This window comes from Mesorhizobium sp. M1A.F.Ca.IN.022.06.1.1, assembly GCF_003952605.1.
Lineage (GTDB): Bacteria > Pseudomonadota > Alphaproteobacteria > Rhizobiales > Rhizobiaceae > Mesorhizobium.
Genome location: NZ_CP034455.1, coordinates 912,942 through 928,211, shown reverse-complemented (window position 1 = coordinate 928,211; position 15,270 = coordinate 912,942). Strand labels below are relative to the sequence as shown.

Below are 15,270 nucleotides of genomic sequence, written 5' to 3'. Positions count from 1 at the left end.
CGTTTCTACTTGCCATGCTGGACAAAGTTCGCAGTCCTCTCGCCGATCATAATGCACACAGCGTTGGGATTGCCGGATATGAGCGTTGGCATGACCGACGCATCCGCCACGCGAAGGCCTTCGATACTGTGGACGCGAAGCTCGGGATCAACCACTGCCATGCCGTCCTTGCCCATTCGGCAGGTGCCTGCAGGATGCAGCGCCGGATGCGCGACCTCTTGGCAGAACTTTCTCACCTGTAGTGGCGTCGCTGTCCCGGCGGACGGGATCTGCCTTGAGGCAATGTAGCGGCGGATGGCGGGTCGCTCCATGATATCGAACGCCCCCATCGTTCCTTCAACCACCGCATCGAGATCATAGGGGTCGGAAAAATACCGCGGGGCCACGCGTGGGTTGGCGTAAGGATCGGCACTTTTCAGCGTCACTTCCCCTCGAGACCGAGGCCGGATCTGTCCTAGGTTTATCGTGCAGCCGTTTCCGCCCGGGACGGCGTCGACGCCTTCCTCGATGCCCGCACCCACGACCATGAAATATTGCACATCCGGGATCGCTTCGCTTGTGTTGCCCCACCAGAACGCCCCTCCTTCGATCAGATTGGAAGAAGCCGGGCCATCCCTGAACAGTAGATAGTTCAGGCCAGCCGCGGCTTTCCAGTGCGGCTTCTTGTATTTGTCGTAGCTGTGGGGCCCGTTCAACTGATAGACGAGCGATATCTCGATATGGTCCTGCAGGTTCTGTCCGACCCCGGGCAGATCGGCAACGACAGGAATGCCATGTCCGCGCAAAGCGTCGGCCGGACCGATCCCTGATAACATCAGCAATTTCGGCGAGGCAATCGCACCTGCCGACAAGATTACTTCGCGACTGGCCATGAGGGCCCATTTGCGGCCCTTCGCTACATACTCGACCCCGACGGCCCGCCCCTTTTCGACAATTATCCGCGTGACCGTGGAACCCGTTCGAACCTGGAGATTAGGTCGGTGGCGGGCGGGTTTGATGAAGGCCGTTGCGGCGCTGCTGCGCCGCCTGTTTTTGGCGGTGATCTGGTAAAGACCGCAGCCGGCCTGATCGCCGGAATTGAAATCAGGATTATAGGGCAGCCCAGCCTGCTGGCACGCCTGCAGCCAGGCGCGTGTGAGGGGGTGGATATGGTCGATGTCGGAAACGCCTAGCGGTCCCCCTACGGCGTGGGCCTGGTTGCAGAACCGGTTGTTGTCTTCCGACCGCCGAAAGTAGGGCAACACATCATCATAATTCCAGCCATCCGCGCCGAGCGCTTCCCACCGCGCATAGTCGGATGGCGCGCCGCGGATATAGATCATCGCGTTGACGGAACTGCCGCCGCCCAGCACCCGGGCCTGGACCATCGTCGGCTGCTCGACACGGGATTGGGCTGCGGTTGGTTCCCAGGGAATCCTTTTCAATAGGGGCCCTTGTGCGGTCTTATAGTAGGCACCCGGGATATGGATGTAGGGATTGAAGTCGCGTGGGCCTTCCTCCAGCAGGAAGACCGAGGCATCAGGATCTTCCGAAAGCCGCGCGGCAACCACGCATCCAGTCGAGCCGCCGCCAACGACTATGTAGTCACAGTTGGTCTGCATAATTTCATCCCGCGGTCGGATGCCCAAGAGCGCCGAGCCATACTTTGTCATGGGTCGAGATCCTCTGATCGAGCTCCAGCCTGAGGTCGGGTTTCATGCCGGATTTTGGCGCGGCAGATCTCCTGTTCGATCATCGATACGACGCAATGTCGAAGCTGCCTCTGCCAATCTCGCCCAGTAGGCAAACATCGAGAGCTCATGACAAGTTCGCAACGCATGGAACATGGAAGCAATGTGACGCGCCGAGCGAGAAAGTTCGCTGTGGTGAGGTCACTCTTTGCCTGGCATCGCTGGCGCCCTGAGAGCCAGTCTTTCGAAGACACCCGATTGCCGGCTTACCCACCGGGACCGGCGCACTTCGCAATATGGCGCAGAATTGACGTCAAGTTACGACAAGAATCGTCCAGACGCGCACTTCTTTTGGCGTCCGCATTGTGGTGTGGTCGGGCTCAGGTTACCCTGATGATGGACGACAAAACCGTGCCGAACCAGACGAGAGACCTTTCGTTTGCCGACGACTTCATCTTCGCCAAGCTCGTCGAAGATGTCCACGACTATCCCGTTGAAGACGCTGTCGTTGTGAATGTCAGCCCCAGCGCGATGATCACCGGAGATGAGCATCCGGCGATCGTGCCTGCCTGGAAATCGACATGGCTGAAGGGCGGGCAAATCAAATCCGCGGAACGGGCGGCGCTTCTGAAGGTGCGAAAAGCCACCAATCTCGGCGGCTGCATATTTCGTGGCTGGGACTGGCTTGGCAATCGAATCAAGAGCTTCCCACGCGACACGCCGCTGTTCATTTCCCCGCAGGATGAGATCGGCACGGTCAGCACCGATCCTTTGGTATTCACCAACGAGCGCGCAGCACCCGGCACCCCGCAGACGTTCACCCTCAAGCTGAACCTTTGGTGGTCGCCGGGAGACACTGACTGCTTCATTCACAATGAGCATCGCTTCCTTGAAACACACACGCAAATCCACGGCTCCGGCCGGATGCAGAAGTTTCGACTTCGTGACGAAACGACAATTTATGAAGACGTTGTGATGCCGGTCGGTTATTCGCATGACCCCTTCTGCAGGGTCAGCGGCAAGAATGAGTGGGCCTACCCATGGCACCGCTACTACGCGGATACCGATTCGGTGTGGCTCGCCATAGAACTCCACCCCTGAATTCGGCGATCCTTGGCGCGCTTCGCGGGCGGTATCAAGCATTGGCGCCGAGTGCCGTTCTCAGCGCTGTTTAAGCCGGTCAAAACCGGCCGGCTCTCGGCGGAATTTGTTGAAGTGAAGGAAAAAACATGAAGCTCGACAGCATGCGCGTTGAGGGGGCTGACAACGGCTCCGCGGCAATCGAGAACGCCTCGGTGCGGCTGCGGGCCAACGCGAACACGGACTGGTTCTTCGCCCCGAGCGGCAAAAGCCGGGCCGCGAATGTCACGCGATTGGTGCGCGAGATCGACGAGCAGCATTTTGCGCTGTCTGCCCGGGTCTCCGTCGACTTCGCCTCCGCTTACGACGCCGGCGCGATCTTCATCGAATGCGACGACAACAATTGGGCAAAGATCGCCTTCGAATTTTCTGCCGCGCGTAAGCCGACCATCGTGAGCGTGGTGACGCGCGGCACATCCGACGACTCGGACGGTCCTCGTCATTCGGGCGCCCACGTGTGGCTGCGTGCTTATTGCGATGGCGAGACGGTCGCGTTCCATTTTTCGGAAGACGGCAAATACTGGAATTTCCTGCGCTGGTTCACTCTGCCCGGCGTCGAAAGGCGGCCGGTGCGCATAGGATTGGGCGTTCAATCGCCGACGGGCGAGGGGACGACCGCCGTCTTCTCAGACGTCAGGCTTTCTGTCGCCAAGATCAGCGATCTGCGCAACGGACAATAGCTGACCGTACTTTGGCCGTTGAGGACAGCTGCCCCAGTTCGTCTCATATCATCGATCTCGGTCGGGCAAACAGCGACTGACCGTCCTTTATGGTCGTCCGCATCGCTTTCCCTGCCAGACGCCGACGGTGATGCGAGATGGGGCAGGACACTGTGATCGGGGTCACGGATGTCACGCCGTCGCGTTACGGGAGTGGCCTGTTTCCAGGTCGCAAGAACAGTGATCCTTACGGATCGGCCGAGGTACGGGGCCTAGAGCACAAGCGCGATCGCCGCGCCAGGAGTGCAAAGGTCGCAAAGGGTGTGGTGCGGGATTTGGTTGCCACCAAGCCCGCGCACCTCATGCCATGACCCCGCTGTGTGCATTCTCGTCTTGCGCCACAAGATCGGTGCTCCGACCGCGTCGCATTATGGCCGGCTTCACTGCTTCCCGCACGAAGATGCCTGTTGACCAGCGAACGGGTTCGGCGGGCTGAAAACCAAAGCGCAGCAAGCCTGTCTCGGGCATTCAGCGCCGTCATTGCGAAATGCCCTTGACAAGCTCCGCGCTTCGCAGGATGTTCATTCAGTAATAGTGACTTTCACCAGGTGAAATAAGGAACTGCAATGGCGACTGTGCTTCAAAAGGACGAGATCAAGGGGATCATCCCGCCGCTCGTTTCGACGTTTAGACCCGATGGTGATCTCGACCTGGATCTCTTCAAGGGTGAGCTTCGGTTCATGGAAAGCGCTGGCATTCGCCTTGCCGTGGTCGGCGGAAGCACCGGTTCGGGCGATGAGCTTTCCGCAGAGGAACTCGAGCTCTTGGTGGAAACAGCCACGGCCAACAGCAAGCTGCGCGTAATCGCCGGGATAATCACAACCACCACCCGCGACGCCATCAAGCGTGGTCTGCTCGCCAAGCAGGCCGGCGCCTGTGCGCTGATGCTTGGGCCACCAATCTATAATACCCCGTCGGGCGATGGGCTGGACAAGTTCATCCAGGATGTTGGGGCGGCGACCTCTCTACCCATCATCTACTATAACCACTTCTTCAACCCCCTGCCGTCATGCAGCGCGTAGCCCAACTGCCCGAAGTCATCTGCGTGAAGGAAGTGGCGCTGGAGCCGGTGACGGAACTCGTCCAGACCGTCGGCGACCGGGTCGCCATTGCCGCTGGGGCGGACAGCGTGAACATTGCGAGCTTTCTGTTTGGGGCGCAGGCCTCGATTTCCGGCATCAACACCGTCATCCCGAAACAGTACGGGGAGATCTTCGCCGCCCACGCAGCCGGCGACTACGTCCTTGGCCGGAAGCTGACGGACAAGATCGCGCCGCTCGCACGGGAGATGACCAAGAGCGTGAATTTCCCCGCCCGCATCAAGTTTGCCATCAACGCTCAAGGCCGCAAGGTGGGTGAACCGCGCAAGCCCAATGGCAACCTGGCCAAGCAGGACCAGGAAAACATCCTGAAGGCCCTCAAGCTTGCTGGACTGCTTGCCTAAGCCGTGGCCAGGCGCGGGCGCTCCGCCCATTGGTTGAATGAATAAGCCGAAGAAAACCATCTAAACAGGAGGGAATGTGGAATGAGCAAGGACATAAATCGCCCAAAGGCAGATTCGACGCTTATCGGGCGGCGCGATGTGCTGAAGACAGGCTTGTTGTTGGGCACCGGTATGATGCTTGCCGGGGCGGGGCTTCGCCCGGCCCTGGCCGATGAACCGAAGCGGGGAGGGACGCTCCGCGTCGGTCTAGGCGCAGCCGGGGCGAAATCGTCGCTCAACCCCTTCATCTCGACAGGCGATATGGATTTCGCCGTCGCCCAGTCGATCTTCGACCGGCTCACCGACTTCGACAAGGATGGCAATCTCTACAACAAGCTGGCGGATGACTTCACTCACAACGCCGAGGGCAACGTCTGGAAAATCAAGCTCAAGAAAGGTGTGGTCTGGCATGACGGCGCGCCTTTCACGGCCAAGGACGTCGTCTACACCATCCAGTACATCCTCAATTCTGACAACAAGGCCGATGCCTACCCCAACCTGGCGCCGCTCATGGAGCCGAAAGGGGTACGCGCGCTCGACGCCAATACGGTCGAAGTCGAATTGAAGCAGCCCTATGCGCTGCTGCCGCAAGTGCTGGGCAGCAAGGTCATGTTCCTCATGAAGGACGGCACGACCGACTTCGACAAGCCGATCGGGACCGGGCCCTTCAAGTTTGTGTCATGGTCCCGCGGTCAGCGGGTGACGCTGGCACGCAGCGATAACTATCGCACGCCCGACCAGCCATATCTCGATGGGGTCGAATTCATCGCGATCAACGACCCGACCGCGCGCATGAATGCGCTGGTGGCCAACCAGGTCGATGCCGTGGCTCAGCTCGATGGAAGTCTTGCGCGCCTGATTGAAGCAAATCCCGCACTCACCCTGCTGCGCTCGAAGAGCGGTGCCACGACCGACCAATTCATGATGACGAACCTGAAACCCTTTACGGACGTGCGCGTCCGCCAGGCGTTCCGGCTCATGATCGACCGCCAGCAACTGCTCGACAACGCATTGTCGGGATATGGCAGGATTGGCAACGACCTGCATTGCATCACGGATCCAGACTACGCCTCCGAACTGCCGCAACGCGCTTACGACCCGGATCAGGCGAAATCGCTGCTCAAGCAGGCGGGCTTTGACAATAGCCAGGCGATCACCCTCTACACCTCGGATGCCGCTCCAGGCATGCAGGCGTCGGCTACGCTCATCGCCAACCAGGCCAAGAAGATCGGCGTCAACATCGAACTTCTGGTCGTGCCGCCCGACAGCTACTATTCCGGCCCGAACTTCAAAAAGACGCAGATGGGTAGTTCGGATTGGGGACAGCACACTCTCGAATCCCAGTTCGGCCAAGGCTATGCCCGGGGTGCCTACTGGAACGAACCGGATTGGACCAGTGACGAGTTCGACAAGTGGGTAAGCAAGGCAAGAACCACGTTCGATGGCCCCAAGCGCCGCGAATATTATGTGGAGGCTCAGAAGGTCCTGTGGAACAAGGGAGCTTACATCATCTGGGGCTTCCGTGATCTTCTCGACGCCGCCAGCGCCAAGGTCAAGAATATCGTTCCCTCCACCCAGAGAAATCTCGGCTATTACCAGTTCGAAAGCGTCTATCTCGGGTAAACTGCAGCCGCCGTGGCCAGCCAAGCCGCGGCGGCTCCCTTTCTCTGAAGGTGAGACCCCTTGAATAAACCCTTGCTGCAGCTTTTGTTGACAAGAATAGTCCTGGCTGTCGTCACTCTTTTTGCCGTCTCCATTGTCGTCTTTGCCGCGACCCAATATCTGCCGGGAGATCCGGCCCGGGCAGCGCTCGGTCCCAAGGCGGACCCTTCGGCGGTGGAGGCGCTCAGGCGCGAGTTTGGCATGGATCGGCCGGCCGTCGTGCAATATGCCAGCTGGATCGGGGGCGCGCTCACCGGCGACTTCGGCCGGTCAATTCCGTCCGGCCGGCCAGTCTGGGAGACGATTGGGCCGAGGGCCGTCAACACCCTGATACTGACGGTCACATCGCTGCTCCTGCTGATACCGCTCTCCTTCGTGCTCGGCGTTGCCGCGGCGATCTACAAAGACAGATTGGCCGACCACCTAATATCAGTTCCGACAATCGTGACCGTTGCCCTGCCTGAGTTCGTAATCGGCACGGTATTGATTGTGCTTTTCGCGGTTTATCTTCGTTGGTTGCCGCCGGTTTCGCTGATCAACGACAGCCTTCCGCTTTCATCTCAATCGACCCTTTTCATTTTGCCGGTCCTGACCCTGCTCGGCACAACGCTGGCCCAGATCGTACGCATGGTGCGGGCGGTGGCACTCGAAGTGTTGAACGCCGAATACATCTATATGGTACGGCTGAGGGGCATAAGCCCCGCGCGGGTGCTATTACGTCATGTTCTTCCCAACACGATCACACCCAGCATCCAGACGATCGCGTTGAATGCGGCCTGGTTGGCCGGCGGAGTGGTTGTCACCGAGTCCGTCTTTCAACTGCCGGGCATCGGCAGCGCGCTCTCGGAAGCGGTTATCAACCGAGACATGCCGACAGTGCTGGCCATCACGCTGATCATCACGGCGACCTATGTGCTTATCAACCTGGTGTCCGAAGCGCTGATCCTTCTTCTTAATCCAAGGCTGCGCGTGGCGCGCGGCACGACCTAGCCGGAGAGATTGACCGTATGCGCCGCTCCGTCCTGCGCCTGACCCTGGCGAAGCCAGCAGCTCGCATCGCTCTGGTCCTGGTCGTCATCATCGTTGCCCTCGCCTCGTTCGGACCATTGTTCAGTCCGTACGCCTTCGATGAAATCGTCGGGGCTCCCTTCGCGACCATAACCCACGAGCATTGGCTCGGAACCGACTTCCTGGGGCGCGACACTTTCAGTCGCTTTCTCTATGGCGGGAGGACTGTGCTCGTCGTCGCGCTTTGCGCGACCGTGGCGGCCTATGTAGTCGCGGTGCCGCTTGGCATCTACTCGGGCATGCGGCGAGGCCCGCTGGATATTTTTCTGATTGCCATTTCCGACGTGATCTACGCGCTCCCGCCGGCCATCTTTCTTCTCGTCCTTCTCGCCTCGACCGGGCCAAGCCTGCCCACAGTCATCATAGGGATTGTGATCCTGCATTCACCCCGCATCTTCCGTATCGTGCGACTGATCACGATGGACATATCAAAGAACGAGTACGTCGAAGCTGCCTTCGCGCGCGGGGAAAGCTGGGCCGCAATCTGCTTCCTTGACATCCTGCCCAACGTGCTGACACCGGTCCTGGCCGACTTCGGGGTCCGACTTTGCGGGTCGATCATCCTCTACGCTTCGCTAAGCTACCTGGGCCTGGGCCTGCCACCGCCGGCGGCCGACTGGGGTCTGATAATCAGCGAAAACCGGATTGGCATCACGATCTCGCCATGGATCGCAATCGCGCCAGCTCTGGCAATTGCTGCCTTCTCCGTTGCCGTCAACGTGCTTGCCGACAGCTTTGCGCGCTCGGTCGGTCGGTCGAAAGAGATTTGAAATGACCGAAGCAATCCCGCTCGTTGTGCAATCGCTTTTCATGCATGACCTCAACGGCCGCGAAATCGTCAGCGACGTCTCCCTTCATGTGAAGCGGGGTGAAGTCCTGGCCATCATCGGTGAATCGGGATCTGGAAAGACGTCAGTCGCCTTGAGTTTGTTAGGCTTTGCGCGGCCGGGAATGCGCATTTCCTCCGGCAACATTTTGATTGGCGGCACCGACATCCTCTCACTCTCGGGCCGGAGGAAACGTGCCTTCCAGGGCGGCAAAGTATCGCTGGTTCCACAGAATCCGACCACGAGCTTCAGCCCCCGCATGTCAGTCGGCAAGCAAATGGCCGAGCTTCTTGCGGCGCACGGCCATTCGGGCACCGGCATGAAGCAACTGATGCGTGACGCGTTGCGGAGCGTCGATCTCCCAGACGATGAAAAGTTTTTGAGACGCTATCCATTCGAGCTCAGCGGCGGTCAACTGCAACGCATCGCAATTGCCATGGCCTTCGTCACGGCTCCGCAGGTCATCGTGATGGATGAGCCCACCACGGGCCTGGACGTATCCACCCAGCAAACGATCCTTGAGTTGATAGCGAGGCTGGTCAAGTCCAGCAGCGCCAGCGTGGTCTACGTCACCCATGACCTTGCGGTCGTGAACGTCGTGGCCGACAGGGTGGCCGTCATGCTTTCTGGAAGGATCGTCGAGCAGGGGAGCCGCAGGCAGGTCTTCGCAGCACCGAGCGACGACTATACGCGCATGCTGCTCGACGCTATTCCACGACTGGTAACCGATGGTCCTGCGGCGGCGTCCGAGGCCGACGGTGCCAAAATCCAGACCGTCCTCGAGGTGAAGAACCTGCGCGCGGCTCATGGCCACGTCGAGGTCGTGCACGGCGTTTCATTCTCGGTCGGCAAAGGCGAGTGCGTCGGCCTTGTCGGCGGCAGCGGCAGCGGCAAAACCACTACGGGCCGATGCGTGACCGGTTTGCACAGCAACGCTTCGGGCGGCTTGTTGTTCGAGGGGCATTTGATGCCGTTCGCCGTCTCAAGTCGCTCCAAGGCAGATTTGAGCGCCATGCAGATCGTCTTCCAAAATCCTGACCGCTCGCTCAACCCAAAGGAATCGATCGCGCAAAGCATCGCCCGCGCCGTTCGCCTGACGGGGCTGGCTGACAAAGCAAGGGTCGGTGCCGAAGTGCGGTCGCTTCTTGACCGGGTTCGATTACCGCAACGGGTTGTCAATCTTTACCCGGGCGATCTATCGGGAGGTGAGCGTCAACGCGTGGCCGTGGCCCGCGCGCTCGCGGTCAAACCTAAGCTTCTGGTGTGCGACGAAATCACTTCGGCTCTCGACGTGTCTGTGCAGGCGGCCGTGGTCGAGCTTCTGCTCGATCTGAAGAAGGACGGCCTTGCGATGCTTTTCATAACCCACAACCTGCCGCTGGTCTCCGAAATTGCACAATCCATCATAATCATGAAGGATGGAAGCATCGTTGAGGCGGGACGAACGAATGACGTCCTGCGTTCGCCAAAGCACTCTTACACAAGAATGCTGTTGGACGCCGCGCCGCGACTTAATTGACGACCGGTTCGACTTGGAGCACCAAGGGGGCGATTGCCACGGGATTCGCTGGAACGATCTTGCCAAACGACCTGTTCACTGACGAGGAAAAAAGTGCCCGCTTCGACGCTGTCGATCGGGCGGTTGCAGTCTTGCGCGTTCTTGAGCGCTCTGATCAGCCCATGTCGATGTCGATGATCGCGCGCGAGGTCGGGCTGGGACAGCCAACCACGTCACGTTATGTGGCCAGTCTCGTCGGGCATGGGCTGATCGAAAAGGTGAATGGAAATCGCTATGTCCTGGGCATTGGGCTTTATATTCTTGGGCAGAAATCACTCCACCGCAGGGACGTTCGGACGGTAGCCCACCCCTATCTGGAAACCTTGCATGAACAGTTCAACGAGACGGTAAGCTTCGCACTTTGGCTGCGCCACGAGGTTGTTGTCGTGGATTGTATCGAGGCCATGCAGACGTTGCGTCAGGGAGCATCCGTGGGAGTAGTCAACCCATGGCACGCCACTTCCCTCGGAAAGTCGATTCTCGCCTGGCTTGATCCGCATGAAGTGGACGTGCTGCTGAAGCAGCCGGGGCTGCCCCGTTACACCTATAACACCCTCACCACAGTCGACCAATTGCGTGCCGAATTTCCACTTATCCGGGAGCGAGGCTATGCGATCGACAACGAGGAGTCCGCCATAGGAGGACGCTGCATCGGTGCACCCGTCTTCGATCAATCGGGGCGCCCGCTCGGCGCCATCAGCATCAGTGGACCAATCGCGCGTGTTACCGACGAGAATGTCCCCTCGACCGGAGGGCGAATTGCCGAGATCGCAGGGCAGATCTCCCGTGCAATGGGGTATTCGGGGAAGCCATCCCGTGACACCAGGCAGGTCTAGGCCGCTCTTGCTCCTCGCTTTCTGGTGCGGGTCACTGGCCCGCAGCATCCTGTGCAGATTGATCTCGCTTAAGGAGGCCCCTCGTTGGCTGACCTCCTTGAACTGTGGCGGTGCGGCGCTTCGAGGCGGCCTTAGCCAAAGCCTCCGCGGCGCGCAGGGCGACGACATTATCTGACCCCCGTGCCAGCCAAGTCAGCCTGCGCTCCCCGGCGCTGACAAAGTCCTCGACTGCAGCAACATGCGAATCCCCGTCGCGAACCGGCACGAGCTCGTTCTTGGCTGCGTGCCGACGCATGAGCGTACCCGAAGCCTTGCCATTCAGCGTACCGTGGGCGATCAGCGTGCCGCGATCTCCAGCCACCACAACCGTGCTTTCCAGGTCGGCGATCGCAAAACTTTCGAATGCATGAAACAGACTGCCATCGTCGAGTTGGAAGGAATAGGAAATCTGGTTGGGTCTGCCATCGGCAACAGTGCAAATGGCCGAGACTTCGCGCGGTTCTCCACCCGTCAGGAACCTGGCAAGGTCGATGTCGTCGACGGACATGTCGAGATAGATGTCGCCCTCGTTGTCGAGATCGTCCTTTCTGCGCTTGGCAGCGGGCTTGTACGGTCCCTCGCGGGTAAGAAGGATCGATTGCACCTTCCCGATGTCACCATCCAGGATCAGTCTGCGCATCGTCTGGTGGATGGCCGACGCACGGAATGGTTGATGTACCGCAAGCACAATCCCGGCGCTGTCGCACAGACGCACAAGCTCAGCGGCCACTTTGCTGTTTTCGGAGATCGGTCCGTCACAAAGGACGTTCTTGCGAGCTTTGGCCGCGGCGGTGATGTAATGGGCCCGCCGCCTCAATCGCGCGCTGACATAGGTGAACTCGACGTCAGGATCGCCGAGAGCCTCCGACGGGTTGGTCGTCCATTGCGGAATGTCGAGATCCTGAGCGAAATGAGCTGCATCCATCTTTCGGCGGCTGACCACCCACAACGGAGTATGCCCCTGCGCTCTGATGCCCGCGACCATCTGCTCCGTGGCAATGGTGCCGGTCCCCATAACTGACCACCCAGTCTTGCCGTGAATTGCCATGCCGGGCGCTCCTGATCTGGCCCCAAGTATGGGCGCATTCGCCTCTGGCAGCCAACTTCGCATCTCGTTGAAGTCTGCATTAAACTGACGTACAGATAGCGTCTGTTCGCGTCATAGGGGAGGCGATCGAGGTGAACCACATCGCGGGGGATACCGCCGCGCTCGCGGCAAATTTGAGGACCTTGTGCGATCGCCACGGGTCTGTCGCCGCTGTTTGTCGCAAATTGAACGTCAATCGGCAACAATTTAACAAATATCTCTCTGGCGCCCATGTGCCGTCCAGCGCCAATCTGCGCACGATCGCTAACTTCTTCGGATTGAGCGTTCCGATCCTCTTCTCCGACCCCGAGGAGTTCAGGACGCTCATTGATGGCAACTTTTTTCATGCGATGTCCACGGCGCGCCATCTGCCGGAGTTTGTCAACTTCCTCTCGAATATTGTCTTCGACGGTAGTGTGCAGGATTCGGAGATCCTGGGTGTCTATGACCGATATCAGTTTTCATCGATCTATAAAGGTTTCATTCTAAAATCGGCATTCTGCCTCTATCGAAATAACAATTTTCTCCAGCATTACTATATCGAGCGGTTCCCGAGCTTCGACCGGCCGGGAAGAACGGAATACGTCTTCAAGTACTACGGGTTCAGCTTCCCAGTTGCGGACCGGCTGTTTACGGCCGATTTCGAAGGCATCCAGAGCAATGAGCTCACCTTCGGTGTCTATGCCCAGGTCAAGCGAAATGCGAAGCGTTTCATGTTCGGCATCGCCAGTGGCATTGCCGCCAATGCCTTCCGACAGCCCTATTCGACGAAGGTCGCCTTGCACTACAAGGGGCCGGGCCTGCTCCAACGCAGTCACCTCAAGGAACTTACCGTGATTGACAGGAGCGACCCAGGCATCCCGAGGGAAGTGCTGCAATATCTGGGCGACGGTTCGGACATGATCCAGATGTGAAATGCGAACCGACTAAGAGCATTACTCGTCGGCCCTATATTCGGCTTTGACGAACCCGACTTTCACGCTACCCGTTCAATCGCTTGAATGTCTTGCAGTTTAGGTGTTCAGGACGAGTTCATTCAGTGCCAACCGATGCAGCGACGGCGTCGCGGCGGCAAGGACGGGGCCTCCTTCCTCAGCTCGGCCGCCGTCGAGACGAGTGATCACACCACCTGCCTTCTCGATGATCGGGATCAGCGCGACGATGTCGTAGGGCTGCAGGGAAGGTTCAACCGCCAGATCGATCCGGCCCGCCGCTAGCATGGCGAAGGCATAACATTCCCCACCGTACCGAGTCATCTTGACCGCGCTGTTCAGCCGCTCGAAGCCAGCTTTGAGATCGCCGTGAAAATGTTCGGGGGAGTTGGTGTGGAGAATGGCGTCGGAGAGGGTGTCGATGCCACGCGTCCTGAGTGGCTGGGGCTCACCGGCGCGCTGGCGCCATGAGCCTGTTGCGTCCGCCCAGAACCGTTCGCCGATATAGGGCTGGCTGAGCATCCCCATCTCGGCGCGCCCGCGAACCGTCAGACCGATGAGCGTTCCCCAGACGGGGATGCCGCAGATAAAAGGTCGGGTTCCGTCCACGGGATCAAGCACCCAACGCCAGTCGCTACCGCCGCCCGTCTCGCCGAATTCCTCTCCAAGTACAGCGTGATCCGGGAACTCCGCCATTATGGCGGCACGCAACGCGATTTCTGCTTCTCGATCAGCCTCGGTCACCGGATCGAATCTATATCCGGGCTTCGGCTTGGTATCGACGGCAAGCTCGACCATATAGCGGGGCAGCGTCTCGGCATCCGCCAAATCAGCGAGACGGTGCAAGAATGATGAGTCCGGTGGCTTTGACATGTGTCACCTTGGCAAGGATTTAGAAGATCATTGGCTCGTCTGCTCGGAGCCGGGGAAGGCAATCCACGATTTGGAAGCTGAAGAACTGACGCTGATCTCGGAAAGCAGAACGCCCCGCAGCCCTTCGTAAACGTCTGCGATTGGCACCGGGAGCGCACCTCGCCAGTTTCGGCCGGCTTCAAGCGCAGTCGCATAATCGCTGTATAGAACGGCGAGTGCCTCGAGGTAACCTTCAGGAGAGCCCGCCGGCAGACTGGTCGCAAGTTGCGCATCCGAGGACATGTCGCCGTGGCCGCGACGATAGGTAAGGTCGCCTTCGCTGAGGCGGGACACAGTGAGTGTCTCCGGTGCCTCCTGCCGCCACTCGAGGGTGGCCTTCGAGCCGACGATCTTTAAACGCAGGCCGTTGCGGTGGCCCGGAGCGGCAAGAGAGGACCACAAGAGGCCGTTGGCGCCACCCTCGAATTCCAACTGGATCACGTCAGTGTCGTCTAGCCCGAAGGAGTCAACGGTTCGCATCAAATTGGCGTTGAGTGCGGTGCACCGGAGTCCGGAAACAAATTCGAGGATGTTGAAGGCGTGGGTTCCGATATCCCCCAGCGCGCCCGTCGGTCCCGCCTTTGCCGGGTCGCCGCGCCATACCCCGCCCTTGCCCAACTTCGAGGGGTCGTTGACCAACCATTCCAGCAAGTACTCTACATGCATGAAGCGTACCTGCCCGATTTCGCCCGCGCGGATGCGAGCGCGGGCGTCTCGGACCATTGGATACCCTGTATAGGTGTATGTTACAGCGAAGAACGTCTCGTTTGCGGCAGCGATCCGCTGGAGCTCGCGTGCCTCTTCAGATGAGTGGACCAGTGGCTTTTCGCAGATGACGGGAATCCCCGCTTCGAGAAACAATTTGCATGGCTCGAAATGGAGATGGTTGGGCGTAACGATAATCGCGACTTCGATGGCATCATCGCGCGCCGCTTCCGCCGCTGCCATGTCACTGAAGCTGAAGTAGGTGCGGTCCCAAGCCACTCCTAGGGCCTTGCCGGCTTCAATGCAGGCGTGACGGTCAGACGAGAACGCGCCTGCCACCAGTTCGAAACGATTGGTTAGCCGCATGGCAGTTCTATGCCGGCTTGCGAAGAACGATCCTCGCCCTCCTCCCACCATACCCGCGCGAAAGCGAGGTTTGCGGGGGATGTCATTTGTCAGAAGGCTCATAAATATCCTTGCGCATTCGGCCCAGCTCTGGACCGGTCGGGAGACCGGTGCCGCACTCGCTCAATCCGACAGCCGGCTGCGCTGCGGAACGATTGGACGCATCCTTCCACTCGCTCAATCGAGCGACAAGTTCGCACGGCGCCAATGAGTGACGCACAGTGATG

General features: G+C 59.5%; 14 protein-coding genes. 10 read left to right on the top strand and 4 right to left on the bottom strand.

The features are described 5' to 3' along the window. Positions 1-5: 5 nt before the first annotated feature. The gene (locus EJ078_RS04670; RefSeq protein ID WP_067330764.1) at positions 6-1,601 is read right to left on the bottom strand and encodes a GMC family oxidoreductase N-terminal domain-containing protein; all 1,596 of its coding nucleotides are present in this window, start codon (positions 1,599-1,601) and stop codon (positions 6-8) included. 462 nt (positions 1,602-2,063) lie between these two features. On the opposite strand from EJ078_RS04670, the gene EJ078_RS04665 reads away from it, so the two are divergent. The 9 genes from EJ078_RS04665 (at position 2,064) to EJ078_RS04630 (ending at position 10,963) form a co-directional block, all read left to right on the top strand. Beyond that, complete coding sequence (locus EJ078_RS04665; protein WP_245456847.1) at positions 2,064-2,771, top strand: hypothetical protein; 708 nt, start codon at positions 2,064-2,066, stop codon at positions 2,769-2,771. Between the two features lie 128 nt (positions 2,772-2,899). Continuing rightward, on the top strand, positions 2,900-3,490 hold the full coding sequence (locus EJ078_RS04660) for a DUF1349 domain-containing protein (RefSeq protein WP_245456848.1): 591 nt from the start codon (positions 2,900-2,902) through the stop codon (positions 3,488-3,490). A gap of 605 nt (positions 3,491-4,095) precedes the next feature. Then, the gene (locus EJ078_RS30650) at positions 4,096-4,551 is read left to right on the top strand and encodes a dihydrodipicolinate synthase family protein (RefSeq protein WP_281060661.1); all 456 of its coding nucleotides are present in this window, start codon (positions 4,096-4,098) and stop codon (positions 4,549-4,551) included. 23 nt (positions 4,552-4,574) lie between these two features. Beyond that, positions 4,575-4,973 (top strand): dihydrodipicolinate synthase family protein, encoded by a 399-nt coding sequence (locus EJ078_RS30645; RefSeq protein ID WP_281060660.1) that lies wholly within the window; start codon positions 4,575-4,577, stop codon positions 4,971-4,973. A gap of 81 nt (positions 4,974-5,054) precedes the next feature. Next, the gene (locus tag EJ078_RS04650; protein WP_208721087.1) at positions 5,055-6,635 is read left to right on the top strand and encodes an ABC transporter substrate-binding protein; all 1,581 of its coding nucleotides are present in this window, start codon (positions 5,055-5,057) and stop codon (positions 6,633-6,635) included. A 72-nt stretch (positions 6,636-6,707) separates the two neighbouring features. Beyond that, positions 6,708-7,664: an ABC transporter permease gene (locus tag EJ078_RS04645; protein ID WP_245459111.1), complete on the top strand. Its 957-nt coding sequence runs from the start codon at positions 6,708-6,710 to the stop codon at positions 7,662-7,664. Between the two features lie 17 nt (positions 7,665-7,681). Further along, on the top strand, positions 7,682-8,512 hold the full coding sequence (locus EJ078_RS04640; protein ID WP_095826388.1) for an ABC transporter permease: 831 nt from the start codon (positions 7,682-7,684) through the stop codon (positions 8,510-8,512). Between the two features lies 1 nt (position 8,513). Continuing rightward, positions 8,514-10,088 (top strand): ABC transporter ATP-binding protein, encoded by a 1,575-nt coding sequence (locus EJ078_RS04635; RefSeq protein WP_245459110.1) that lies wholly within the window; start codon positions 8,514-8,516, stop codon positions 10,086-10,088. A 59-nt stretch (positions 10,089-10,147) separates the two neighbouring features. Beyond that, positions 10,148-10,963, top strand: a complete 816-nt coding sequence (locus tag EJ078_RS04630) for an IclR family transcriptional regulator (RefSeq protein WP_245459109.1) — start codon at positions 10,148-10,150, stop codon at positions 10,961-10,963. A 31-nt stretch (positions 10,964-10,994) separates the two neighbouring features. On the opposite strand, the gene EJ078_RS04625 is transcribed toward EJ078_RS04630, so the two are convergent. Then, on the bottom strand, positions 10,995-12,050 hold the full coding sequence (locus EJ078_RS04625; protein WP_127213906.1) for a Gfo/Idh/MocA family oxidoreductase: 1,056 nt from the start codon (positions 12,048-12,050) through the stop codon (positions 10,995-10,997). A gap of 131 nt (positions 12,051-12,181) precedes the next feature. On the opposite strand from EJ078_RS04625, the gene EJ078_RS04620 reads away from it, so the two are divergent. Then, positions 12,182-13,003, top strand: coding sequence for a helix-turn-helix transcriptional regulator (locus tag EJ078_RS04620; RefSeq protein WP_067330581.1), 822 nt, complete (start codon positions 12,182-12,184; stop codon positions 13,001-13,003). Between the two features lie 99 nt (positions 13,004-13,102). Here EJ078_RS04620 and hisN read toward each other — a convergent pair whose 3' ends face one another. Then, positions 13,103-13,894: a histidinol-phosphatase gene (hisN, locus tag EJ078_RS04615; protein WP_127213907.1), complete on the bottom strand. Its 792-nt coding sequence runs from the start codon at positions 13,892-13,894 to the stop codon at positions 13,103-13,105. A 27-nt stretch (positions 13,895-13,921) separates the two neighbouring features. After that, complete coding sequence (locus tag EJ078_RS04610; RefSeq protein WP_245456858.1) at positions 13,922-15,055, bottom strand: Gfo/Idh/MocA family oxidoreductase; 1,134 nt, start codon at positions 15,053-15,055, stop codon at positions 13,922-13,924. Positions 15,056-15,270: the final 215 nt, after the last annotated feature.